Genomic DNA, 22,418 nt, shown 5'->3' on the forward strand with positions numbered 1-22,418 from the left:
AAGAAAAACCATCTGTTACAAAGCAAAGAGCTTTTTCTGGACGCCCAACATCTTTTCGTGATTGGAGAGCATCTAGTCAAAAAAATTAGGGAATGTTATGTGAAATGATAAATAAAAAGTACAGTCTGCTGTAGAAAAGACTGTACTTTTTTATGTCAGTAGAGAATGTTAAGGGAGACGTATTTATTGGCCTATTCCACTTTTAATTGGAGTTCTTTATCTAACTTATCATTATTAATTATTAAAGTTAATCCTTGCGTGTTTTTCGGTACATCAAATACAATGTTTCCTTCCGAACTTTCATTAGGATTAACAATATTAAATTTGAATGTGGAGATATTTGCAGCTTTAAGTACTGACTGATATTCATTGGAAATGTGATATTCTCTTCCAAATCCATCAATTAATTTAAAGTTGTTAATATCTAGTGTAATGGGTTCTTCTTTACGATTATAAACGGCGATGTCTAATACTTTAAAGACACCTTGTGCTTTCAATTCTCCAGTCCCTAGAACATCTAATGACTCGGCAGATCCCATTGACATGTATACATCAGAGGAATCTACATTGGTAGGAAGTTCTTTTTGCTGATCCTTGCTGCTAAGTTTGTCATTCTCTGTTTTTTTAGAAGTCGCCTGCTCATTTTTCTCAGGCGCATCATGTGAACTGCAAGCTGATACTCCAAACAAGAATGTGCTACATAATAATGATGCTAATAACTTTTTGTTCATCGTTTGTTTCTTCCTTCCAAAATAGAAGCACTTTAATGAGTGCTATATATATTTGTCTTTATATGTATTACATTTTATATCTTATTACATTGATTTTGGAAGGAAAAGGGAAAGTGTTGTGCGTTTTTCCGATTCGAATTATTTATTTGTCTAAAAGTTGAAATTAAAATGAGCCCCATAAATGATAAACCATTCCACTAACAAAAAACACTAATCCTAAAAATAAAACAATTAAAGCAAGCATTCCATTTTTATTATGTTCCATAAAAGTAGCTCCTTTTTCATTTACTTACATACAAAAGCCTTTAGTCGTAATTATGGCTAAAGGCTTTAATCTTCATACTTTGTAGTTTATAAAAAAGTTGCACTTCTGTATTAATCTGGAATATGATTGTTTAAAGAGAAGGTGATGAGTACATGCAGGAAACAAAACAATTCCCGCTTATATCTGGAAATCCCTCATTAGATTTAGTAAATACAGAGCTAGTTAGGCGTGGACAACGTTATGATTTATTAATAACAAATGAAGATGTATTAGAATGGCTACATGTAATAAAGGTTAATCTTCCTTTTTGGAATGAAAAAACACTTATAGGAATTCAGAAGCGAATGGATCAAGTTACATCTAGCATATTAGAGGTAAGAGAAGTACTGAGAAAACAGTTTGAGGCAATTGCTGATCAGCAAGAAATTTCTAATGATTTTATTACGTATTTAGAAAAACAAATTGAGAAGGCACCATTTACATATAAAATCATTGAACAGCAGCTAGTATCTATCCCAGTTGGAGAAATCGAGGATGTACTCGCATCGTTAATTGCATTTGACGCTTTAACGTTAATAGCAGAAAATAAGCTTATTTCCCTTAAAAGGTGTTCAAATCCTGACTGTGTTTTATTATTTATAGATAAGAGTGGAAAACGAAAATGGTGTTCTATGAAAATATGTGGGAACCGGAAAAAGGTAGCAAAATTTCAGGATCGAAAATTTGAAGAAGTTTAGAGAATCAACTTATAACAGTTGATTCTTTTTTTGTATTCTTTAACTAACCCCTTAAATTAATATTTACAGGTTAGTTATGCCGAGTTATAATTGTTGGTAAATAAAGGAGGAGAACGATGGATAATATAACAGCAACTAAGCAGAAAGATCCTCAGCCAATAAGTGTACGATATTTTACAAAAATGAAAGGGAAAGGAAGAAGTCCATTACAAGTAAATATAAAGGACTCTTTAACAGGACTACTAGGGGGATTTTTAACAATTCTTACCTTAACATATTTAACGAGCATAACCTCTACAGAATTATTAATGGCTCCATTTGGGGCGAGTTGTGTATTAGCGTTTGGAGTTTGGAATGCGCCATTATCTCAACCGCGTAATATTATTGGAGGACATTTGATTTCAACTTTCATTGGTCTATCAATATATCATTTGTTTGGGAATGAATATTGGACAATTGCTTTAGCGGTGGGGATGGCAATAGCCGTTATGATGTTAACGAGAACGACGCACCCTCCGGCAGGCGCCGATCCGATTATCGTTATTTTAGGGGCAAACAGTTGGAGTTATTTAGTAACACCAGTTTTAATTGGCTCCGTTGTTATTGTAGTTATTGCTTTATTCATTAATAATATGAGTAGTAAAAGAAGTTATCCAACTTTTTGGGTGTAGTTTGTGAAGTGAGAAACAATTTAAGTGAGTATTCTATTTTTACTATGTTTTATATAGTAAAAGCCTTAGTCGTAATTGCGGCTAATGGCTTGGGTTCTCATACTTTGTAGTTTATAAAGAAAAGGCACTTTAAAGTGCCTTCTACAGATTTGAATTATTTAATTCATGTAATTAATATTCGTTAGCATAAAACTCTTTTATTAATTTTATTTCATTTGTATCTGGATTAAACTTAAATATTTTAATTTGATTCGATTCATCTTTGTATGCAAATGTATTCTCACCAACTTGGGTCATATTGCTGGTATTTAAGATAGGATAGCTACCGTGATCAGTAATTTCCACAGTTTTCTCCCGGTCCCAGAATGCAATGACAATAATCAAAATGATAAGACATACCCGTATAAAACGTAATTCTCTTGCAACAGGATGTTCCATCTGTTTGTCTCCTTTACTGTTTGATAGAGTGTGTTTATAAAAGAGATAATTCCTAGGAATATAAATAAAAAAGACACCGTAAAGTGTCTTTTTTATTTTAGTTATGCGCATTACTTAATAAGACGCTAGTTCCTCAGTCTGGCTATGAGTAACTATGTAGGGTGATTTCATTATAACATTTTAACCAGTAATGGGTCTATATGGAATTTAATTGTTTTTCTTTTTGATTATTCAGAACGGTTAATTGGGTATTTGGATGAAGGAAGCAGTGACTTAACTTGTTTTAGAAGAGTGTTTAGATGAGCTTGATATAGATGAAGATTTAGATGCTATGTCTTATACATTGGTCTTGCAGCAATATAACTGGAGAAAGGGGAGGGGGCTAATCTTGAGCTTTGGAAAGAAGCTGATGTAGAAGATTATGAAGAGAGAAAGAAAGTTTTACATACATTAAAAGCACAGCTGATAAAGTGTAGAGTTATATTTCACTTTACACGAACATAACGGTATACTATAGTTAAGTTAACTTAACTATTAAATGAAATAAAAGCATGGAGGAATAACGCTATGACTAGAACGTATAAAGAAGTAATTAATGAAATGAACCGAGCTTATAATGAATTTTACATTTTACTATTTCAGGAGTTAAAAGATGAGTTCGGTCTTACAGGACAGCAAGAGAGCATGCTATTTCATATTAATTTAAATGAAAACACGACGGCAAATCACATTGCGACTACTTTTAATATATCAAAAAGTGCCGTTAGCCAAGTTTTATCGAAATTGGAGAAACAGAAGATGATTTCAAAACAAGTAAACCCTAATAATAAACGGGAGTATTTTCTTACACTTGGTCCAAACGGTAGTAAGTATATAGAGCGGTTGTCTGAGTTAGATGATGTATTAATTGAGAAATATTTTTCTAAAATCGATATAAATGCCCTAGAGCAAATGACCGAGACGTTAACGAAAATAAATAAAGTGATATTGGAAGAAAAGCAGAAGGATCTTAATTGTAATGAGTAAGAACGTAGATGAAGCAATTAGTAGAAAGGAGGAGAAGCGTGTTATGAGTTTCATACCAAATATGATTACGATAGCAAATTTTATATGTGGGCTTTTAGCTATTTACGCTGTTTTCGTTCACGATATTTATTTGGGAGCAGTTTTTATTATTACGGGTATGTTGTTTGATTTTTTTGATGGCATGGTTGCTCGGAAACTTGATTCTGTTTCAGAAATTGGTGGAGAGTTGGACTCATTTGCGGATTTAGTTACTTTTGGTGTGGCACCGTCTATTCTTGCATATAGTGTCGCGTTAAAAGATTTGCAGTCTATCGGGATGATATGTGCGCTTGCTTACAGTATTTGCGGAATGCTTCGGCTTGCGAGATTTAACACGCAGCAAAGCAAACTCCCGACCTTTATCGGTATGCCGATTCCATTTGCGGCAATGTGTCTCCTCATTTTATGTTTTTTAAATAATCCAGTTTCCGTGGCGTTTGGTACATGCGTACTCGCTTATTTAATGGTGAGCAAAATCAAATTCCCTCATTTTAAAAAAGACATAGCTGAAAGCTTGAAGCCTGGAAGGTTGGATTGATGATACGGAATTACAACGAGAAAGATAAAGGAGAATAACATGATTCGTATGGCATTAAGATCGTTCAATATACAAATGTATTGTTTGCTAGGCGTAATGTTATTGGGATGGTTGCTGACACCTTTTTCAGCCCAGTTTGTCGGGATAAGTATTGGCCTTTTGGTGAGTATGTACTGCGCCTGGATTTTAGGAAGGCGTATTGAAAAGTTCGGAGATAGCATTGTAAAAAAAGAAAAAGCACCGATGCTCGGAATGATAAATCGGTTTGCAGCCGCAATACTAGGTGCGATTATTATGTATGAAATTGAACACCATGAATTCATGTGGACATTCGCTGCCGGAATTATGGGTGGGTATTTCTTGGTTATTATTAATTTGGGGTATTACAGTATGAGGGATGCGGAGGAATAAAGTTTCACTTTATTATAAAGAAAAGACACCCATATAAGAGTGTCTTTTCTGATAGTTTTTTAGCAGAAGCAAGAAGCTCCAACGATGATTAATAAAATAAACAGTACAACTAATAAAGCAAATCCTCCAGCAAAACCGCAGCCTTCGCCGCAACTACCACCAAAACCCATAATAGTTCCTCCTTTTAATAAGAGGGGAAAACAAGGGTGCACTCATGTATTTTAACGGATTCAAATTACTTTATGTTTTTTACGCAATAATTGAGCAGGTCCTTTGGAAAATAAAAAAGACACCCTAAGGTGCCTTCTTCCGATTGGAATCATCTTAATTGTATTGCGTCGATATCATATAAGAAAAAAAGACATCAATTAAGATGTCTTTTTTCTTTGTAAAATTGGTGTTAAGAAGGTATAACCTATGAATAATATAACAATCATCGAGTAAGTTTATTATAGCAGCGATAAATAGGATTTTTATATGTAATATTACATATATATAGATTTATTTATGTTTTATTTGTATATTTTAATTGTCTGTTCCTTGTTTTAATTCGTTTATTTATATTTTTTTTTGAGTGCTCCAGCAATGGAGCCTTTTTTTAGTATTTCATTTTGATGATGTTCTATAAGATTAGAACCTTTTAAATTTGTTTTTATATAAAAAGCCTTTAACTTGTATTTATAGCTAAAGGCTCTGAGTGTCATACTTTATAGTTTATAAAATCTTATAAGAAGAATAACCAGTATTTTATATAGAATTTATCCCGCTATTTGCCGGGCTGCCCATAAACGCCCGATTGGTGAGAGCTGATTAAAGTTTCACTTTATAATGTTTTTTATCCAATTTGGAACTGAAAATGTACTAGCTTGATAATGAAGCTAGGTTATTAGAAGTGAAAAATTTTAGTTTTATTATAATTAATAGAAATGAAAGTAGTGTAAATATAAATCCACTCCAAATAAGTTGGTGAATACCTAAGTTTGAAATGAACCAGCCTCCAATAGTTGTTCCTAGAGTAATTCCGAGATTTGAGAATGAAACGAATAGGCTATTACCAAATTCGGGTGCTTCTCTTGCTTCACTTATTAACCATGTTTGACCAACAATTAATCCACCAGCATGCACGATTCCCCAAATGAATACCATGAAAATCATTGGAACAAGATAAGAACCTAAAGAATAAACCAATATGTAAACAATAGAATATAAAATAGGGAACGATATTACTGTATTTACTATGCTTCTTTGCAAGAGACTACCAAATAAATGATTGCCTAAAATCATAACTATACCAAATATGAATAGCATGATACTGATGAGCGATCCATTCATGGAAGTTACTTTTGCAAGGTATTCGGCGAAGTAGCTGTATACAGAAAACATGGCTGCAAAAAGGAATGTGACAGTTAAAATATTTAACCATAATCCTGGTTTACCGAGTATACGAATTTGTTTGCCGAAAGACATTTTTTCTTTAACGGGCATAGAAGGAAGTGAGATTAGTATTCCAATGAATGCAAGGGCGTTAATAAGCGCTCCGAATAAGAAAGCAATTTCTAATGAAAATTGATCTGCAAGGTAAGAGGTTAATGGTACACCTAGTGCAAAGCCAACCGTAATTCCCATGAAAACTTTTGTAACCGCTTGACCACTCTTTTCAGGAGGGACAAGTTTAGCAGCAGTTACAAGAGCGATTGAAAAGAAGAGTGGGTGAAGTGCTGCAGGTAAAATACGAAAAATAAGCATGATTTCAAATTGTGTTGTATAAGCGTAGATTATATTTGAAATAACAAAAACAAAGATTGCTATTAATAAAATTATTTTACGATTAATACTAGAGACGAGCAGAATTAAAAACGGACCAGAAATAGCAACGACTAGTGCGAATATACTTACTAAAAATCCTGCTTGTGCAGTTGAAATGCCAAATTTCTGAGTGATTTGTGGTAATACACCGACAATACCCATCTCGGTAGTAATAATCCCAAACACCCCTATTGTTAGTGTAAGAATAAGTAAAGGACTTACTTTTTTCATTTGTAAAACTCTCCATTCTTATTATTATTTTGAAAGTGAAATCGATTTATTAACAAAGAAATGAGCATGATTGGATGTCAATAGTATTAGAATTATGTAATGTTAAACACAAAAACAGATATCTAAATAACTAGATGTGATATGTTAAAAAAGATGCTCCTTTCTATGTTTCTTTCTTTTATAGGTAGCGAAGTTTTAAAAAGAATGTATTGGGCAGCTATATAAAAGCAGAATGTGTGAAAGCAAATAATCAATTGGTAGGTTGATTATTTGCTTTTACTTTATAATTCATTTTGAACGTATTCAGAAAACGCTTGTATTGTTTTTTCATTTCGACGATAATATGTCCATTTTCCAATTCGGTCAGAGTCTAGTAATCCTGCCTTTTTCATAGTTAATAAATAACTAGAAATAACCGATTGGGCTAAGCCAGTTTTAAGCTGAATATCTCCTACACACACTCCAATCTGAAAATTAATCCCTTGTTCTAAATAAGGTTTTTCGTCGAAATGATTTTCTGGATTTTTTAACCATGATAAAATTTGACATCTTGTTTCATTTGACAATGCTTTATAAATTAATGAAGGTTCCATAAGGATATTATATCTACTTTTATAGATTTGTAAATGGGTTTGTGTGATTTTAAGGGAAGAAGGTATAGTTGATCCCCTCGAATAGGAATAAGGTGCTCTTGATCTGTACCCTTTGTAAAGGCCATTTTTAAAAAAGTTAGGCAACCTAAAAAAGATGATTTCTGTATGCAAACAGAAGTCATCTTTTTTAATTCTATTGATAGCAAGAGTGATTATAGTACGTCATATATTTCTTAATTTCATGTTTTAACTGAACAAACGAGTCACATGATTTTATATATGCTTTATCGGTTAAAGTACTACGAGGATTACGTGCAAAAATGATAGTATTGTTAGGTTTAAGCATGTTGTTGCCTAGCTATCAATGGCGGATTCTTAAGAAGAGTAATAATAAAATCCAACTGAAGATTTAAGAAAAATTTTATGTTTACCCCACTCTTTATTTTAAAAGTTTTTCCTATCCTATAAATGAGTTACATCATGAAGGAGACTAAAAAAGACAAAGTCATAGATGAAAATGTAAAGTTAGGGGATTCTACATGGATACAGGAGTTTTGATTAGTTATTTGTATACTTATTTCTTTACTATTATGTTTTGTATTGTGTTTCAAATTGGAGTTTATTTTAAAGCGAAAAGAACTATATCTATTCGGCATTTTTTGTGGGTGTATGTTTTTCTGTTCTATCTTTCGTTAGTGTATAAGGTGACGCAAATCGCGACTGTATGGGATATAAGTAGATATGAAACGTGGATTCGTGTAAGTCAAATCAATTTGACTCTATTTGATACGGCAGGTAGTACTACGTATCTTTTGAACATTGTACTGTTTATGCCGTTAGGTTTTTTATTATCGATGATTTGGCCGCACTTTAGAAAAATGAAAAACACCGTATGTGCAGGATTTCTTTTTTCATTGGCAATTGAGTTAAATCAATTACTAAATAATAGAATTACAGATATTGATGATTTATTTACGAACACTCTCGGGGCGATTATTGGATATTTATTATATAGAGCTTTTAAAATGATATTAAGAAGAGAGGGGAAAAAGCTTGATACCAACTCTTCTCTAGTTATAAAATACGAGGCTGTTTTTTGTTTAGTGTGTTCATTTGTAGGAGCGATGTTAATTTATTATCCAGCTTTATTTGGAAGACCTGTCATCATTCAGTGAGGTGATTACGAATTTCTTTTGAACGCTCGTACGATATTTCAATTTGTAAAAAGCCTTTAACTTGTTATAGTTAAAGGCTTTTATCATCATAATTTTTACTTACCAATTACCCACTCTAACATCCGCTTTCAACCACTTCACCCAATCCAAATCCTCTACCTTAAGCAAACTGAGCGAAACACCCTTCATATCTAGAGAAGTCAACAGCGTACCAACCTTTACGAATGTCACTTGCAATCCTTCCAGCTCACACAAACGGCGAATGTCGTTTGTGAAAATGTATTGTTCCATTAATGGAGTTGCGCCGAGTCCATTAATGAGGATTGCGAAGTTGTTACCTTTTCTCCAGCGATAAATGCTTTTTAGTTTGTTCATCAGTTCGATCGCTAATATTTCAGAAGAGGATAGCGCTTCTTTACGGTAACCTTTTTCGCCATGGATGCCGACGCCATAAAACACTTCATCGTCGTTTAATGTGAATGAAGCTTTTCCTTTTACTGGATCGTTGGCAGGGGAAAGGGCAACTCCTAATGTGTGTAAGTTTTTGATGACAGCTTGCCCGATTGTTGTTAGTTCTTCTAAAGAATGTCCACTCTCAGCGGCCGCACCTAATATTTTTTGGACGAAAACAGTGCCAGCTACGCCGCGTCTTCTTTTATTAAAAGAAGCATCATCTTCAATTGAAACGTCGTCATTTACGATGATGTGGTCAATTTTTCTTCCTTCTTCTTTAGCAATTTGCTTTGCCGTTAGAAAGTTCTCAACGTCATCTTTAAAGTTTTTAATGATGAATAGTATACTTTTATCTTTTGGTATGAGGCGAGTTGCTGCTACAATTTGTTCCGCTGTTGGAGGAGTGAAGATGCTTCCGTTTACTGCCGCTGTAAGCATACCTTTTCCTACATAACCAATATCAGCAGGTTCATGTCCGCTACCACCGCCGCTTATAATAGCGACGTCTTGCTTTAGTTTTTCGATATCTTTTACATAAATGATGTTATTTGTTTCATCGTAATTTACTTTGTCGTTATATTCAAAATAAAAGCCATGCAGCATATCTTGAACGATATTTTGTACATCATTCATAATCTTTTTCATTGCTTTTGCCACCCTTTAATTACTTTGCTGATTGCTCAAGTAATAGTAGTAATTGATTGTTTATCATATTTTTCATAAGAGAAGACATAATGGAAGGATCTACTTCGCACTTACTTTCAATCCAATCTTTTATCGTTCCAACGAAGCCGTGACTATAAAAGGAGGCAATCGTATTTTTGGTCTCATCAGAAAGGCTGAATCCACAGCTCACAGATAATTCATCAATAATCTTCATATATAAGTTTTTCGTATGCTCAAATAAATAGTGATTAAACGAGTTTTGCTCAATAACTTTAAAAGCATTTCGGTAAAATTTTTGATTTTCATAAAAGTAATCAAATAATAAATCGAAAATGTTTTCCCATGTTTCATAGTCAAGAAAATCGATAATGTTTTCCTTCGTTTCTTCTCTATAAATCCAGCTTAATAGTTCAAATTTATCTTTAAAATGATAATAAAAAGTTTGCCTACGCATTTGACAGTGTAACATAATATCGCTCACTGATATTTTATGAAACGACTCTGTTTCCATTAAATACTTCAATGAGTTCGCGATTATCTTTTTAGAAATTATAGAAGAGGTCATCTGAATCATCCCTAGAATGTTATTAATATAAAAATCCTATCTATAAATGAGAGCGGTGTCTTTAGACAGATTGTCCATTTTGTCCGTTTACTATAAAACGCTTTCATTTTAACATGAGTAGTAAGAAGAAGATTTCAAATATATCACAATATATTAAAGGAATTGAGGGAGAACTACAATGAAAAAGATTATAAACAAACCAGAAACATTAGTAATGGAAATGTGCAACGGAATGGTTATGGCTCATCCAGAGCTGGAGCTTTTGAAAAAATATAAAGTAATTAAGAAGAAAGAAATGAACGAAAATAAAGTAACGTTAATTAGCGGCGGCGGTAGTGGTCATGAGCCGGCACATGCAGGATTAGTCGGAAAAGGAATGTTAGATGCGGCAGTGTGCGGAGATGTGTTTGCGTCACCTTCACAAATTCAGGTTTATCAAGCAATTAAAGAAACAGCTAGTAAAAAAGGTACGTTATTAATTATTAAAAATTATAGCGGCGATATTATGAATTTCAAAAACGGTGCGCATTTAGCGACGGAAGATGGAATTGAAGTCGACTACGTAAAAGTGGACGATGATATTGCGGTAGAAGATAGCCTATATACAGTAGGACGCCGCGGCGTTGCGGGAGTTATTTTAGTTCATAAAATTGCCGGCGCAGCAGCGGAAGCAGGTATGGATTTAGGAGCGGTGAAAGCTGTAGCAGAAAAAGCAGCGGCTAACGTGCGCACAATCGGTTTAGCGTTAACGTCTTGCACAGTTCCAGCGAGCGGATCACCTACTTTCACACTTGCGGAAGATGAAATGGAATACGGCGTAGGTATTCACGGCGAACCAGGAATTAAGCGTGAAAAAATGCTGTCAGCAGATGAACTAGCTAACCGTATGACAAGTGATCTTATAAAAGATTTAGGAGTAAAAGATGGCGAGGAAATCGCACTTCTAGTTAACGGTTTTGGCGGAACACCACTGCAAGAACTTTACTTATTTAACAACGCAGTTACGAGAGAACTAGCAGCTAGAAACATTAAAATTAATAGAGTATTCGTTGGTAATTATATGACAAGTATTGATATGGCTGGTATGTCTTTAACGGTAATGAAGTTAGATGATGAGCTAAAAACATTACTATCTAAAGAATGTAATACACCAGCGTTTAAAGTAGATGGACCAGTTGAAAGTGTAGAGTATGTGAATGTACTTGAAGAGACAGAAGAGAAGGAAGTTTCATTTGAAATAGAAACAGCGGAAGAGCACGCTGTTATTAAAAATAATGTCATTACATTAAACAACATGATTTATCTCGTTGATAAAATGAGCGATATTATTATTAAAAATGAAGTACCGTTCTGTGAGTTAGATACGCATGCAGGTGACGGTGACTTCGGAATGAGTGTTGCAAAAGGATTTAAGCAATTAAAACGTGAGTGGCATTCTATTGTAGAACAAGAGAATGTAACGATTGGATCATTCCTTGACGGTTGTTCGATGATTATTATGGAACATTGCGGCGGCGCTTCTGGTCCAATTTGGGGCGGAGCATTCCGCTCAGCTAGTAAAGCAGCAGGCGAAAAACGTGAGCTAACAGTGAAAGAGTTCGCTGAAATGTTACAAGCAGCACTTCACGGCATACAATCTATCGGTGAAAGATCATTCGGCAGAGGAGCGGTAGTTGGTGACAAAACATTAGTTGACGCACTTGCTCCATGTGTAGACTCTTGGTTAGCTAGCGCTTCAAACGAAGAAGACATGAAAACTGCCTTTGAAAAAGGTGCAGAAGCAGCAGTTAAAGGAGCAGAGTACACGAAAGAAATCGTAGCTCGCATGGGCCGCGCTGGTACAGTTGGCGAAAGAAGTCTAGGATATCCAGATGCAGGTGCACATGCGCTTGGAGTTATCTTTACGGAGATTGCGGGTAGTTTGAAATAGTAATTAGAAAGTCCCTCTGCTTTAAGGTGGAGGGACTTTTATATAGTTGATTATATGTAGAAGACTTCTTTAGATGCTCTCCCTGTAAAATATGAGTTTGTTACTATTTTTGATAAAATCTTATTTCAAAACTACAACTAATATTTCTCAACATTAATATATTGAAAATAGTTAGAATATTTAAGATAATCATTTATGAAGAAATATATTATAAAAAAAGGGGGAATTTATTTTGTTACGTCGTTTATCTATTTGTACAGTACTAACAGCTTTTATATTTACTTTATTTACATTTAACGGCTCTGCTTTCGCGGCTACGAATGCTACTGAAAATGAAAATGTAGTAGCAGCTTGTGCAAAGGGAGGTACGGTAGGTGTATATGGTGCAAAGATGCGCAGTGGTTATACTGTCGATTCACCTGTCTTACATACATTTAATGATGGTACGAAAATTACTGGAACATGGGTAACTGGTGAATATGTTCAAGGTCATTACAGTAATTCTAAACAGTGGTTAAAAGTTACATATAAAGGGATGACAGGTTATGTATCCCATACAACATTATATAACGTTTGCTCATAAAACTATGTACCATAATAGCTTTGGATATATTGAGCTAATCTCTTCTAGAGATTAGTTCTTTTTTATCTCTTAGTTTTTAATGGGGCATTTTTTGAAAAAGACCAACGATTCATTAAATCGATGGTCTTACGTTTATATAGTATTCATTTGTATCTATATCAAATTTTTCATTGCTTTTTGCTTATTTTAGACTTAGTTTGTTTGTGATTGCAGCTTATCAATTTTCCAGTATGTTTGTAGAGGGTCTAAAGAGCTTTCAATATAAAACATATATTCATCTGCGGTACGTGGTACTTCAAAAGCTATTTTCAATTCTACCGTTTCATTTGGTTTAACTTGTATATCAGAAGGGTTTTGATCAAGTACCTTTCCTTTATAGATCTTTCCGTCTTTTTCATCTTTTAAGTTATATTTTAATTCTGATAGTCCAATCGTTTGCCCTCGTACATTTTTTACAGAGACATTAACAATGGCGGAATCGTTGCTAGCATTTAAATATGCACTTTGAACAGCGGCCAAGTAATAGCCTCCCTTAACACTCTCGCCAACTAATAAAATACCTTGTTCCAAGCGGCTCATCTCTTCTTTTTCTTCAAAATTTATTAATTCTTCATTTTCATTTTTTTCGGTTGGTTCTTCTATTGGACCATTTTCAACGGCACTATCTGTTTTATCTTGTGTGCAAGCAGTCGTAACACTGACTAATACTAGAATGAAAGTAAGTAATATAGATAATTTTCTCATAAAATTTATCTGTCTCCTTAAGTTTCTCAATTTTGTACAACTATACATATAAGATTAACATAATGTCTCATTATTGGCTCAAAATAGGGAATCTTTTAGACATCTTATTCTTTTTACTTTTAATATACATTCGATTGGTTCTCGCGATATTTGTTAATCTTTTAAAACATTGGCTTAGTAATACCGAGGATTATTATAGATATATTAATCATGTAATTTGTCCATATCAAAATGAACGTTTTTTGCATCTAATATATTGTAAATAGATTTTATTTTGAAAGGATGTGATTATATGGCCCATAAATCTACTGGAGTGTTTCGAGTTCCAGTTTCTGAAAATGGGATTATTCCAACTGCTCTCAACATTATGCTAAACAATGATTCACGTTGCCATACTAGTAATGTAACGGTAACTGTTAAGAGAAGTCGAAACACTTTTTTTCCAACTCAAAATGAATTAGTTGAAATCTCTCGTACTTTTGTTTCTTTAGAACCAAACAGAACAACTAAGATTGTGTTGTTTACTCCAGAATTCCAAATAGAAGATTTTCTTGATGTCATCATTAGTGGAAATAAAGAGGATGTTAAGGATGTTCTTGTATATTCTTTCTTAGCAGATTCAGTAGGTCATAATCTGTCATCTACTGTTTTCAGAAATGCAGAATACACTTTTGCTTGCTGACACCGTGATGATGTATTCTTTACTGTCGTATATCTGAATTGAAATGTTGCAAGTAGCACTTCAAGGCATATAATCTATCGTTGAAAGATCATTCGGCAGAGGAGCGGTAGTTGGTGAAAGAAGTTTAGGATATCCAGATGCAGGTGCACATACGCTTGGGGTTATCTTTACGGAGATTGCGAGTAGTTTGAAATAGAAATTAAAAGATCCCTTCTACCTTAAGGTGGAGGGGGTTTCTTAATATTGTTTTTTGATATATATTGCTAAATATGTTCCAATAATTCATTCTATTGTATTGAGAATAATGTCATCTACATCAAAAAAACGGCTTATAAAAGGAACTAGTATTTGAAGGAGTTCCACCTCAAACATACTCCTATGCATATAGGTATGTTTGAGGTGGATTTATTAACGAATTTTATATATAGCATGAATGAAGATGGGATAAATAAAACAATGTTTCCTATTATGTTTTTAAGAATTAATTGAGCAGGTCCTTGTAAAAATAAAGAAAAGACACCAAAAGGTGCCTTCTGCCAACTTAAATTATTTTAATATTATCGTTTTAAGTTTAAAAGCTATAGGGATTTTTTCTGTGGGATTTGTAAGTAGTTTTTACGAAATTAAGAGTGTTTTTTATTTTGTAATTCAATAAGTTCATCTGGTAGCATTTTTGTATAATATTCTTTTTCTGTTAGTTCAAATATAAATAATGCTTTTTTCCAGTTATAAATAACATCTTCTACATTATGTTGTTTAATTTTTAATAATAACTGACCTTTTAAATAGAATAGTTCACCTAATAGGTATAACGTATTTAGATTAATTGCTAATTTGATGCCCTTATCAATGTATTTTATTGCCTCTTCATGTTGATATGTGAAGTCCAAAGATTTTGCTAAATTTAACATGATTTTCAACTTAATTTCTTTATCTCTAGGAAAATCTAACTTATTAAAATTACTTAAACATCTTTTTAATATATTAATACTTTTTTCATATTCTTTATTTTCCGCATAAAATATAGCCATTGTTTGCATAATATCTATTTCTCTTTCTGATAAAAAATCAGAATTAGTTAAAGTCAGTTTTAATGCATTATTTAAAAAATCTAAAGCAGTTTTTAATGATTTATCCACCATAAATATAGCAATTGCTTCATGCCATATTAGAAATTGTTTCTCTTCTTTTGTTTGAAAATTATTTAAGTTTTTCTCTTTTTTCACTATTTCATAAAGTTCTTTATATTGTTTTTGCTTTAAGCAATCTTTTATTACGTATTTTACATTTTCTACATATTTTAATCTTTTATTTTGAGTTAGTGCAAATATGTTATTCGGATCAATACCAAGTCTTTCTGATAATTGATATAACATTATACTAGATGGATAAATCATACCTTTTTCAATCTTGCTAATTTGACTTTGTGAACATATTCCATGACATAATTCGGATTGTGATATATTTTTTTTAATTCTAAGTTCTTTAATGGTAATACCCAAATCGTTAAATTCCATTTTTCCACCTACTATTTAGCACTTTATTAATATAAGAACATTCTCTAACCTTAATGTAAAATTAATATAGTTGCAATTATTGTTTTAAAGGGCTTATCGTTTCTATAAGATGGTGAGATTTTTTTATGTACAAAAAAGACACCAAAAGGTGCCTTTCGCCGACTTGGACCACGTTCATTTAATATAAACCTATCTGTATTTTCACATGCTTCTCTAATCCCTCTATTTTATATTTGATAAAACAAAATCCTAATATTACCAATAATTAAATAAATATTTCTACATGTTCAAGATATATACATAAATTACAAAATGATACATTTAAGTTGTGAGCTATAAAAACTATTAAAGGGGGATTTATTATGTTCAAGAAATTAGTAGTAGGGCTATTGGCAACAGGTATTGCATTAACAGGAGGAATTGGGGCAGCTTCAGCTGATACGCAAAAAGCTGTGAGCTCTCCGAAGCAAGCAACATGCTCAATTCCTTATGAGTATTCTAATGGTAAATTCAAAAGAACTCTTTATTACTCAAATGGAGTATATGCTAATAGTTTTAATGAAAATGTTTGTGGCGGGACGATTACGTGGTACTTAAAACATGTTCAAAATGGAGTTGCTTTTTACGAAGGTAATTTAAAATAGTAGATTTTTTGAACCTCATTTATTGAGGTTCTTTTATTTTTAGTTTTTAAACTGATTCTCTAGAAAAAAGACACCCTAAGGTGCCTTTTTGCGATTTAATCCATTGTAATATGGTATTGAATGCCAGTCCGATTATTATTTTACCATGTTAAGTAGTTTCGGTTATTGAGAAAAAATACAACTCATTGTTTGAATGCAAAAAAGCCCTAGGGGGACTAGGACTTTTGCTAGAATGAATAAGATTTAAAAAAGGACTTATATAACGTAACATATGAATGTTTCGTAAATGTATCAAAAAAGTGAACAAAAGAGTTAATTTAAATAAAAAAAGCTCCGCGATAAAAGCTGCGGAGCTTCATAAGGTCGAGTTATGTCGTACTCACAAGGGATTTTAACATGAATGTTGTGGTGAAAATACTGGTAAATTTATCCCGTAAAACCCCCACTGATTAGTGTTTCACTTCATTCGAAGGAATTCATGTTTTATAAATTAGATTATGATAGTTGATATTCTCCATATTGACCAGAAAAGAACTAAAAATTCTAGTGAAATTCCAAATGTTCGTTTCCTAGTTTTTTGAAATTCTTTTATTAAATAGCCAACAGCACTAATTGCTATAAGAATGAAAAGAATAAGTTCGAGTGTAACTGGCATTTTATCTACCCCTAATACATTAATTTGTTATATAGAGATTATAAGATATTTTTACGGCTAGTAGTGAAAAATTTAATAAAACTATCTCTAATGGAGTTTTGTTTGAACTTCTAAAAGTATTTGTGAAAACCATTGTACGTAAAGTTTCTGCGTATGTTTTTAGGAAACAAATTTTAGAAAAAGATAACAAAAACCCCACTCCTCGTCGCCGTTGTAAGCAAAAGGGTGGGTTTTGTAAAAAATAAATGAGCCCTAATGGATATAATGTATAAAAGAAAAGAGGCTTTCTTATGAAAGGATAGACTTTCATGTGTCATCACTATTAATAATGATGTGTTATTTTTACATAGAAACGAATAAGGAACAGAACAAGTTATAGTTTAAAGGGGTAAAATGGTGGGATTGTATTGAGAAATTTTTTTGAAACAATAATATTCAGAAAATTAAAAGTTTTACTGGAAGATTTTTGTTATTATGTTAGTAATCTATAGACAAAGGAGAAGGGGCTATATGAGTGTACATGTAATAAAAAAGGAAGAAATCAATTTACTTTTACATGAGTGGTATAGAGAAATTCGTTCACAGAATTTCTCTAAGGCAAAGGAATTAAAACAAAGTATTGATGCAAAAGTTAATAGTATGGAAGAAGATCGAAAGAATACAGAGTTTTATTCACTTGTAGATTTTAGATTTAAAGTGTTAAGTGCAGAGTTTTATCCCCATCAATCTGACATATCTAAGAATGATCTAAGAAAAATGAAGTTAGATGAAGCTCCATCAGATGAATCTTTATTATATTATTACCATTTCTTTAAGGCTTCTCATGCTATACAGTAAACGGTGATTTTAAAGTGGCTGAAAAGCATTATGGAATAGCAGAATCTTTGTTGGGAAATATTCAGGATCCAATCGAAAAAGCAGAATTTAACTTTAAGCTATCAAGCTATTATTATCACGTTTGCCAGCCTATTTTAGTAATTCAATATGCAACTAGAGCAAGGAATACATTTGAAGGGCTGTACGGGTATAGCAGGAAGGTGGCAGCATGTGACAATGTTCTGGGTTTAGCATGTGTAAAGCTAAATGAATTTGAACAAGCAGAAGTTTATTTCATGTCGTCTCTGGATATTTTGAAAAAGCAGAATGAAGAGGAGCTAATGTTACGAGTTCGACATAGTTTAGGGGTTATGTATGCAGAGCAAAACCTATCTGATTTAGCACTTCGTTACTTATCAGAAGTATCACAAAAAATTCCGAATCACTTTAGAGCGATTTTTTTGGAAGCTAGAGAGAATTTAAAGTTAGGAAAGACAAAGCTTGCAGCGTCCTTAATTGAAAAAGGATTAATAATTTGTAATGAACTGGAACAAAAAGAATATGAACATCATTTTACAATTCTAAAAGAAATGAATGAGAATGTTTCTGCTGAAGAATTAGAGTTAGCCATTTCTAAAGGAATTTCTTTCTTTAATGAAGTAGGTTTATGGCAATATGTCCAGGAATATGCTGAAAAATTAGCGGTTAAATATCATGAAGAAGGAAATTCAATAAAATCTAGTGAATACTTCTATTTAGGATATAAAGAAAAAGGTTTTCAGAAAGGGGCTTTAAAATGAAAAGGATCATCAGCAGTTCAATTGGATTAATAATTACGGTCATACTATTAAATGGAGTAAATGTTTCAACGGACCAATCAGAGGTCAATACAACAAGTGTTATACAATATACGCATGGAGAGCCGTGGGGCTGATGAAATATTGAAGTATAAAGAGTTGTTATATCAAAGGATTATTACCGAAGAAGAGTTCTAAGTGAAGAAAAAGTAATTATTAGGTATATAGATGAAACGCTCAAATGAGCGTTTTTTTAATTTATATATTCGCAAGTAAAATAACATAATATCACTATGAATCCTTATAACAATATGAATTTTTGCATATTTTAAAATTCAATATATCCATCAAAAACTTTTAATTGTATAATATATTTTGTCATATTTTTAGATTTTTCGACATAAACCAACAAAAATAGAGAATGTATTGGGAGAAGACATTATGTATACAAAACTATTAAAATCAATTACATCATTATCACTTATTGGTGGTGCGTTGTTATATACAAATGGCAGCGATGTGAAAGCTGCTGAAGTGGGTGTTTTTTCTGATGTACCGACATCACATTGGTCATATCCTGCGATTAAAGATTTAGCGAGTAAGAATATTATTTCCGGTTATGGAAATGGGATATTTGGTTTTGGAGATGTTGCGACAAGGGAGCAAGTTGCGGCTTTAATTTATCGAGTGTTAGTACCGAATAAACAAGGCGGTTCGTTTAGTAATGATGGAACTCGTTACGTATTAAAGGATGGATCTACGTTTAAAAATCCTTACGGTGATATTAATCAAAGTTCTACAATGTTCCCAGAAGAGGTATTAACTTTAACGAATTTAGGAGTTTTTAAAGGTGATGAAAATGGTCAATTTAGACCGAAAGCTTCTGTGAGTCGTGCGGAAATGGCACAAATTCTTACAAATGCTTTCCATCTTGCGGCAAAACAAAAACATACCTTTAAGGATGTTCCAAATCCATTTTGGGCAGAAAACGCAATTAGTGCGGTGCAGTCAAATGGAATCGCAGATGGCACAGGGAACGGGAATTTTGAACCGTATGGCACAGTAACACGTGAACAGTATGCGCAGTTTTTATATAAAACTTTGAAGTATAAAAATGCTGATGTGAAAGACACCGGAGATGCGGCATTATTAACAGCTTTTAAAGAGGAAGTACAAAAGCGTATTAATACGTATGAAACGACTATTACACTTCCATATAAAACGAAAAATAATAATACAGACGAAGTGATGAATACACTTTTTAACGCATATAAAGAAATTGCAAGTAAAAATGAGTATACAAATTATAATAGATCGAATGTTTCATATGGACTTTCTGGATCACCTGGAAATTATACATTTACGCTAAAGATTACATATCGTGAAACGAAAGAACAGACGGAATATGTCATGAAACAAGCGAAAGCAATCGTTTCTTCTATTACTCAAGTTGGAATGGATGATCACGAAAAAGTGAAGGCGATTCATGATTACGTAGTAAAACATGTTTCTTATGATACGTCTTATAAAGCTTACACAGCATATGAAGCACTTGTAAATCGTTCTGCGGTTTGCCAAGGTTACGCACTATTAACTTATCAATTATTAAAAGAAGCAGGAATTGAAAATCATTTCGTGACAGGAACTGGGGACGGACAACCTCATGCTTGGAATTTAGTGAAAATCGAAAACAAATGGTATCACCTGGATACAACGTTTGATGATCCGGTTCCAGATGAACAGGGCCGCGTAACGTATTCGTATTTCAATTTATCAGATGAACAAATCGCAAGAAATCATGAGTGGAATCGCGGAGACTATCCGCAAGCTACAACAAATTATTATAGTACACTGACAAACAAAATTGCGGCAGGTAGTACGAAAACGCCTGCATATCAGCAAATATTAAAAGATACAAAGTTAAACTATTTAGGAAATGAATATATCGCAAATAACTATACTGAATTAAAAAATAAAATGCAGCAGCGTTATAGTGCGAAACCAGAGAAAATTGAAGTGCTGTACAAGCAATCAATGAATGGTGCACTGCAAGATGTGAAAAAGGCAATTGGCGAAATCGATTATCCGCAAGGGGCAAATCGAGTTTCTTATAAAGCGGAGCCTTACAATGCGAAAGAAGGGTATTCTTTAGTGACAATTACGTTTACGTATTAAGAATGAGAAAAAGCATCTGTTTCAGATGCTTTTTTTTATTATATTGATTCGACAAAATATGACAGGTGAAAGCGAATTGGTCTGTTATGATAATTTTTGAAATTTTACATTTTGGAGGATTAATCATGAATAAAAAGAAGATTTTCGCTGCATTAATAGGAATTGTAGCCTTATTTGTAATTATTAATGTAGTTGTTACGAAAGAGAAAACGACATCAACCAGTGAAAAAATGTACTCTGAGAAAGAATATAATAAATTAGTAGATGAACATTTTGAAGAAACGCAAAAGTTGAAAAGTGATATGAGTGTGTTAGAAACTGAAAAAAAATCTCTTGATGGGCAAGTGAAGAAGTTAAAAGATGAGTTAGCGAAAAAAGAGCAACAAGTAGCGCAGCAGCCGGTTCAACAAGAACAACCAAAGCAAGAACCACAACAACCAGCACCAGCGCAACAGCCGGAAAAGAAAGAAGAGCCAAAACCGGAACAACCTACTGGAGCATTCGAAAACCCTATGAAAAGCATAAACAAAACAGAGGCAATGAATAAAGTAAAAGAAAAGGCGAAGCAAGACTTCCAAGATGACTATATGACACAAAACTTTGTTGCGGAGGAACAATCAAAAGCATTTGATTTCTTAAACAGTATTGAAATTAAATCACAAGAAGAATTAAATGTAATGAAGAATGCATTGAAAGATTTTTCTAACGACTTTATGACCGCGAAGTTTGTTTATGAAGAGCAAATGAAGGCGAAGAATAAGCAAGGGTAAAACAAAAACGCTATCTTTTAAAAAGGTAGCGTTTTTGTTATGGCATATTTTAAAATTTTAGCTTGATAGGCATGGAACATGCCCACAATGTATATTTTAATTCTGCTATTTTCATGAATATGTATAATTACATAAAATTTCAGTGAAAAAGAGAGTATACTTTCGTATTGTGTAATAAAGATAAAGCCCGCCTACGGAAATAGGCGGGCTTTTTTTACTTATAAAGAAAAGACAATCTGTAAGATGTCTTCCTTCGATTTAAAACATTTTACTAGGTTAAGTTTTTGCTATAATAAATTCTTTTAACTGGAATGAACCAGAGTAGTACATCACTTTATTCTTAAGCATCATTCTCAACAAAAGTGAAGATTTTCATTATCTTTTTAACTACAAAGGGTAATAATTTAGAAGCTAAAAATGCAAGTACGAAAGCAATTCCCCATGTTTTCATCCATGATTTGAGAAATAAAGCTGTATATCCAACATTCATTGAAACCATGACGAAAGAGATAATACTAGATATACCTAAAATCATAAAGATATTAAAAATTATTGGTTCGAATTTTTTATTGATTTTCAAAATTAACACCTATTTTCTATATATGCTTTGCTGCCCGATTTCACCAACATCTAATCTTACAGTTTGAAGTCTAGGTTGTCCAGTTTGTTTTACTTTACTGCAATATCAATATTATCTGGAATAGGGTTTCACCATATTGCTATTAAACTAAAATTTTAAGATTGCACCTAAACGAAATTT

General features: G+C 32.8%; 24 protein-coding genes and 3 pseudogenes. 16 read left to right on the forward strand and 11 right to left on the reverse strand.

Going from position 1 to position 22,418, the window contains the following annotated elements; translation table 11 throughout:
* Positions 1–191 precede the first annotated feature (191 nt).
* Positions 192–731 carry a DUF4352 domain-containing protein gene (locus tag MR170_RS10775; RefSeq protein ID WP_016082645.1) on the reverse strand — a complete coding sequence of 180 codons (540 nt, stop codon included), beginning with the start codon at positions 729–731 and terminating at the stop codon, positions 192–194.
* Positions 732–1,148: 417 nt separating this feature from the next.
* On the opposite strand from MR170_RS10775, the gene MR170_RS10780 reads away from it, so the two are divergent.
* On the forward strand, positions 1,149–1,733 hold the full coding sequence (locus tag MR170_RS10780; protein ID WP_016082644.1) for a CGNR zinc finger domain-containing protein: 585 nt from the start codon (positions 1,149–1,151) through the stop codon (positions 1,731–1,733).
* A 116-nt stretch (positions 1,734–1,849) separates the two neighbouring features.
* Entirely contained in the window at positions 1,850–2,404 is a 555-nt protein-coding gene (locus MR170_RS10785) for an HPP family protein (RefSeq protein ID WP_242308230.1), read from the forward strand.
* 171 nt (positions 2,405–2,575) lie between these two features.
* Here the strand turns inward: MR170_RS10785 and MR170_RS10790 are convergent, their stop codons facing one another.
* On the reverse strand, positions 2,576–2,842 hold the full coding sequence (locus MR170_RS10790; protein ID WP_242308232.1) for a YmzC family protein: 267 nt from the start codon (positions 2,840–2,842) through the stop codon (positions 2,576–2,578).
* A gap of 198 nt (positions 2,843–3,040) precedes the next feature.
* Here MR170_RS10790 and MR170_RS10795 point away from each other — a divergent pair.
* The 4 genes and pseudogenes from MR170_RS10795 (at position 3,041) to MR170_RS10810 (ending at position 4,856) form a co-directional block, all read left to right on the forward strand.
* Positions 3,041–3,346 (forward strand): annotated as a pseudogene (locus MR170_RS10795) (MarR family transcriptional regulator).
* Positions 3,347–3,409: 63 nt separating this feature from the next.
* Positions 3,410–3,868 carry a MarR family winged helix-turn-helix transcriptional regulator gene (locus MR170_RS10800; protein WP_029441765.1) on the forward strand — a complete coding sequence of 153 codons (459 nt, stop codon included), beginning with the start codon at positions 3,410–3,412 and terminating at the stop codon, positions 3,866–3,868.
* Entirely contained in the window at positions 3,861–4,445 is a 585-nt protein-coding gene (gene pssA, locus MR170_RS10805; protein ID WP_242308233.1) for a CDP-diacylglycerol--serine O-phosphatidyltransferase, read from the forward strand. Before MR170_RS10800 ends, pssA begins: the two co-directional genes overlap by 8 nt.
* A gap of 39 nt (positions 4,446–4,484) precedes the next feature.
* Positions 4,485–4,856, forward strand: coding sequence for an ATP synthase subunit I (locus MR170_RS10810; RefSeq protein ID WP_029441767.1), 372 nt, complete (start codon positions 4,485–4,487; stop codon positions 4,854–4,856).
* Positions 4,857–4,915: 59 nt separating this feature from the next.
* Here MR170_RS10810 and MR170_RS10815 read toward each other — a convergent pair whose 3' ends face one another.
* The 4 genes and pseudogenes from MR170_RS10815 to MR170_RS10830 form a co-directional block, all read right to left on the reverse strand.
* Entirely contained in the window at positions 4,916–5,026 is a 111-nt protein-coding gene (locus tag MR170_RS10815) for a YjcZ family sporulation protein (protein WP_000505669.1), read from the reverse strand.
* 691 nt (positions 5,027–5,717) lie between these two features.
* Positions 5,718–6,893, reverse strand: a complete 1,176-nt coding sequence (locus MR170_RS10820) for an MFS transporter (protein WP_242308234.1) — start codon at positions 6,891–6,893, stop codon at positions 5,718–5,720.
* Positions 6,894–7,174: 281 nt separating this feature from the next.
* Positions 7,175–7,486, reverse strand: coding sequence for an ArsR/SmtB family transcription factor (locus MR170_RS10825; RefSeq protein WP_000433732.1), 312 nt, complete (start codon positions 7,484–7,486; stop codon positions 7,175–7,177).
* Positions 7,487–7,631: 145 nt separating this feature from the next.
* Positions 7,632–7,781: pseudogene (locus MR170_RS10830) on the reverse strand (IS3 family transposase); the annotation flags it as partial.
* Between the two features lie 244 nt (positions 7,782–8,025).
* On the opposite strand from MR170_RS10830, the gene MR170_RS10835 reads away from it, so the two are divergent.
* Positions 8,026–8,661 carry a VanZ family protein gene (locus MR170_RS10835; RefSeq protein WP_242308235.1) on the forward strand — a complete coding sequence of 212 codons (636 nt, stop codon included), beginning with the start codon at positions 8,026–8,028 and terminating at the stop codon, positions 8,659–8,661.
* 99 nt (positions 8,662–8,760) lie between these two features.
* On the opposite strand, the gene dhaQ is transcribed toward MR170_RS10835, so the two are convergent.
* Positions 8,761–9,759: a DhaKLM operon coactivator DhaQ gene (gene dhaQ / locus MR170_RS10840; protein WP_242308236.1), complete on the reverse strand. Its 999-nt coding sequence runs from the start codon at positions 9,757–9,759 to the stop codon at positions 8,761–8,763.
* Positions 9,760–9,778: 19 nt separating this feature from the next.
* A complete protein-coding gene (gene dhaS, locus MR170_RS10845; RefSeq protein ID WP_000204220.1) occupies positions 9,779–10,345 on the reverse strand; it encodes a dihydroxyacetone kinase transcriptional activator DhaS in 567 nt (188 codons plus the stop codon).
* A 178-nt stretch (positions 10,346–10,523) separates the two neighbouring features.
* Between dhaS and dhaK the strand changes: the two genes are divergently transcribed.
* Positions 10,524–12,275: a dihydroxyacetone kinase subunit DhaK gene (gene dhaK / locus MR170_RS10850; protein ID WP_080990738.1), complete on the forward strand. Its 1,752-nt coding sequence runs from the start codon at positions 10,524–10,526 to the stop codon at positions 12,273–12,275.
* A 232-nt stretch (positions 12,276–12,507) separates the two neighbouring features.
* Entirely contained in the window at positions 12,508–12,858 is a 351-nt protein-coding gene (locus MR170_RS10855; RefSeq protein WP_000946191.1) for an SH3 domain-containing protein, read from the forward strand.
* Positions 12,859–13,050: 192 nt separating this feature from the next.
* On the opposite strand, the gene MR170_RS10860 is transcribed toward MR170_RS10855, so the two are convergent.
* Positions 13,051–13,602 (reverse strand): DUF4352 domain-containing protein, encoded by a 552-nt coding sequence (locus tag MR170_RS10860; RefSeq protein ID WP_242308237.1) that lies wholly within the window; start codon positions 13,600–13,602, stop codon positions 13,051–13,053.
* Positions 13,603–13,894: 292 nt separating this feature from the next.
* On the opposite strand from MR170_RS10860, the gene MR170_RS10865 reads away from it, so the two are divergent.
* Positions 13,895–14,284 carry a hypothetical protein gene (locus MR170_RS10865; protein ID WP_016082634.1) on the forward strand — a complete coding sequence of 130 codons (390 nt, stop codon included), beginning with the start codon at positions 13,895–13,897 and terminating at the stop codon, positions 14,282–14,284.
* Positions 14,285–14,360: 76 nt separating this feature from the next.
* Positions 14,361–14,480, forward strand: coding sequence for a dihydroxyacetone kinase, ATP-dependent (locus MR170_RS10870; RefSeq protein WP_242308267.1), 120 nt, complete (start codon positions 14,361–14,363; stop codon positions 14,478–14,480).
* Positions 14,481–14,907: 427 nt separating this feature from the next.
* On the opposite strand, the gene MR170_RS10875 is transcribed toward MR170_RS10870, so the two are convergent.
* A complete protein-coding gene (locus tag MR170_RS10875; protein ID WP_242308238.1) occupies positions 14,908–15,801 on the reverse strand; it encodes a helix-turn-helix domain-containing protein in 894 nt (297 codons plus the stop codon).
* Between the two features lie 362 nt (positions 15,802–16,163).
* Here MR170_RS10875 and MR170_RS10880 point away from each other — a divergent pair, with 362 nt between their 5' ends.
* The 5 genes and pseudogenes from MR170_RS10880 (at position 16,164) to MR170_RS10905 (ending at position 21,658) form a co-directional block, all read left to right on the forward strand.
* Complete coding sequence (locus MR170_RS10880) at positions 16,164–16,445, forward strand: LCI fold-containing protein (protein WP_000473837.1); 282 nt, start codon at positions 16,164–16,166, stop codon at positions 16,443–16,445.
* A gap of 1,165 nt (positions 16,446–17,610) precedes the next feature.
* Positions 17,611–18,716, forward strand: a pseudogene (locus MR170_RS10890) (response regulator aspartate phosphatase).
* Entirely contained in the window at positions 18,713–18,850 is a 138-nt protein-coding gene (locus tag MR170_RS10895; protein WP_000821342.1) for a Phr family secreted Rap phosphatase inhibitor, read from the forward strand. The pseudogene MR170_RS10890 and the gene MR170_RS10895 overlap by 4 nt, the downstream one beginning before the upstream one ends.
* Positions 18,851–19,154: 304 nt before the next feature.
* Positions 19,155–20,888, forward strand: a complete 1,734-nt coding sequence (locus MR170_RS10900; protein WP_242308242.1) for an S-layer homology domain-containing protein — start codon at positions 19,155–19,157, stop codon at positions 20,886–20,888.
* 125 nt (positions 20,889–21,013) lie between these two features.
* Complete coding sequence (locus tag MR170_RS10905; RefSeq protein ID WP_016082630.1) at positions 21,014–21,658, forward strand: hypothetical protein; 645 nt, start codon at positions 21,014–21,016, stop codon at positions 21,656–21,658.
* Between the two features lie 340 nt (positions 21,659–21,998).
* On the opposite strand, the gene MR170_RS10910 is transcribed toward MR170_RS10905, so the two are convergent.
* Positions 21,999–22,238 (reverse strand): DUF2798 domain-containing protein, encoded by a 240-nt coding sequence (locus MR170_RS10910; protein WP_000700210.1) that lies wholly within the window; start codon positions 22,236–22,238, stop codon positions 21,999–22,001.
* Between the last annotated feature and the right edge of the window lie 180 nt (positions 22,239–22,418).

Origin of the sequence: Bacillus cereus group sp. BfR-BA-01524 (assembly GCF_022662595.1) — a bacterium.
Classification (GTDB): domain Bacteria; phylum Bacillota; class Bacilli; order Bacillales; family Bacillaceae_G; genus Bacillus_A; species Bacillus_A thuringiensis_S.

Excerpts from the sequence above, each read along its gene's own strand:
- MR170_RS10775 (WP_016082645.1), bottom strand. The coding sequence starts at position 731 with ATGAACAAAAAGTTATTAGCATCATTATTATGTAGCACATTCTTGTTT.
- MR170_RS10780 (WP_016082644.1), top strand. The coding sequence starts at position 1,149 with ATGCAGGAAACAAAACAATTCCCGCTTATATCTGGAAATCCCTCATTA.
- MR170_RS10785 (WP_242308230.1), top strand. The coding sequence starts at position 1,850 with ATGGATAATATAACAGCAACTAAGCAGAAAGATCCTCAGCCAATAAGT.
- MR170_RS10790 (WP_242308232.1), bottom strand. The coding sequence starts at position 2,842 with ATGGAACATCCTGTTGCAAGAGAATTACGTTTTATACGGGTATGTCTT.
- MR170_RS10800 (WP_029441765.1), top strand. The coding sequence starts at position 3,410 with ATGACTAGAACGTATAAAGAAGTAATTAATGAAATGAACCGAGCTTAT.
- pssA (WP_242308233.1), top strand. The coding sequence starts at position 3,861 with ATGAGTAAGAACGTAGATGAAGCAATTAGTAGAAAGGAGGAGAAGCGT.
- MR170_RS10810 (WP_029441767.1), top strand. The coding sequence starts at position 4,485 with ATGATTCGTATGGCATTAAGATCGTTCAATATACAAATGTATTGTTTG.
- MR170_RS10815 (WP_000505669.1), bottom strand. The coding sequence starts at position 5,026 with ATGGGTTTTGGTGGTAGTTGCGGCGAAGGCTGCGGTTTTGCTGGAGGA.
- MR170_RS10820 (WP_242308234.1), bottom strand. The coding sequence starts at position 6,893 with ATGAAAAAAGTAAGTCCTTTACTTATTCTTACACTAACAATAGGGGTG.
- MR170_RS10825 (WP_000433732.1), bottom strand. The coding sequence starts at position 7,486 with ATGGAACCTTCATTAATTTATAAAGCATTGTCAAATGAAACAAGATGT.
- MR170_RS10835 (WP_242308235.1), top strand. The coding sequence starts at position 8,026 with ATGGATACAGGAGTTTTGATTAGTTATTTGTATACTTATTTCTTTACT.
- dhaQ (WP_242308236.1), bottom strand. The coding sequence starts at position 9,759 with ATGAAAAAGATTATGAATGATGTACAAAATATCGTTCAAGATATGCTG.
- dhaS (WP_000204220.1), bottom strand. The coding sequence starts at position 10,345 with ATGACCTCTTCTATAATTTCTAAAAAGATAATCGCGAACTCATTGAAG.
- dhaK (WP_080990738.1), top strand. The coding sequence starts at position 10,524 with ATGAAAAAGATTATAAACAAACCAGAAACATTAGTAATGGAAATGTGC.
- MR170_RS10860 (WP_242308237.1), bottom strand. The coding sequence starts at position 13,602 with ATGAGAAAATTATCTATATTACTTACTTTCATTCTAGTATTAGTCAGT.
- MR170_RS10865 (WP_016082634.1), top strand. The coding sequence starts at position 13,895 with ATGGCCCATAAATCTACTGGAGTGTTTCGAGTTCCAGTTTCTGAAAAT.
- MR170_RS10875 (WP_242308238.1), bottom strand. The coding sequence starts at position 15,801 with ATGGAATTTAACGATTTGGGTATTACCATTAAAGAACTTAGAATTAAA.
- MR170_RS10880 (WP_000473837.1), top strand. The coding sequence starts at position 16,164 with ATGTTCAAGAAATTAGTAGTAGGGCTATTGGCAACAGGTATTGCATTA.
- MR170_RS10895 (WP_000821342.1), top strand. The coding sequence starts at position 18,713 with ATGAAAAGGATCATCAGCAGTTCAATTGGATTAATAATTACGGTCATA.
- MR170_RS10900 (WP_242308242.1), top strand. The coding sequence starts at position 19,155 with ATGTATACAAAACTATTAAAATCAATTACATCATTATCACTTATTGGT.
- MR170_RS10905 (WP_016082630.1), top strand. The coding sequence starts at position 21,014 with ATGAATAAAAAGAAGATTTTCGCTGCATTAATAGGAATTGTAGCCTTA.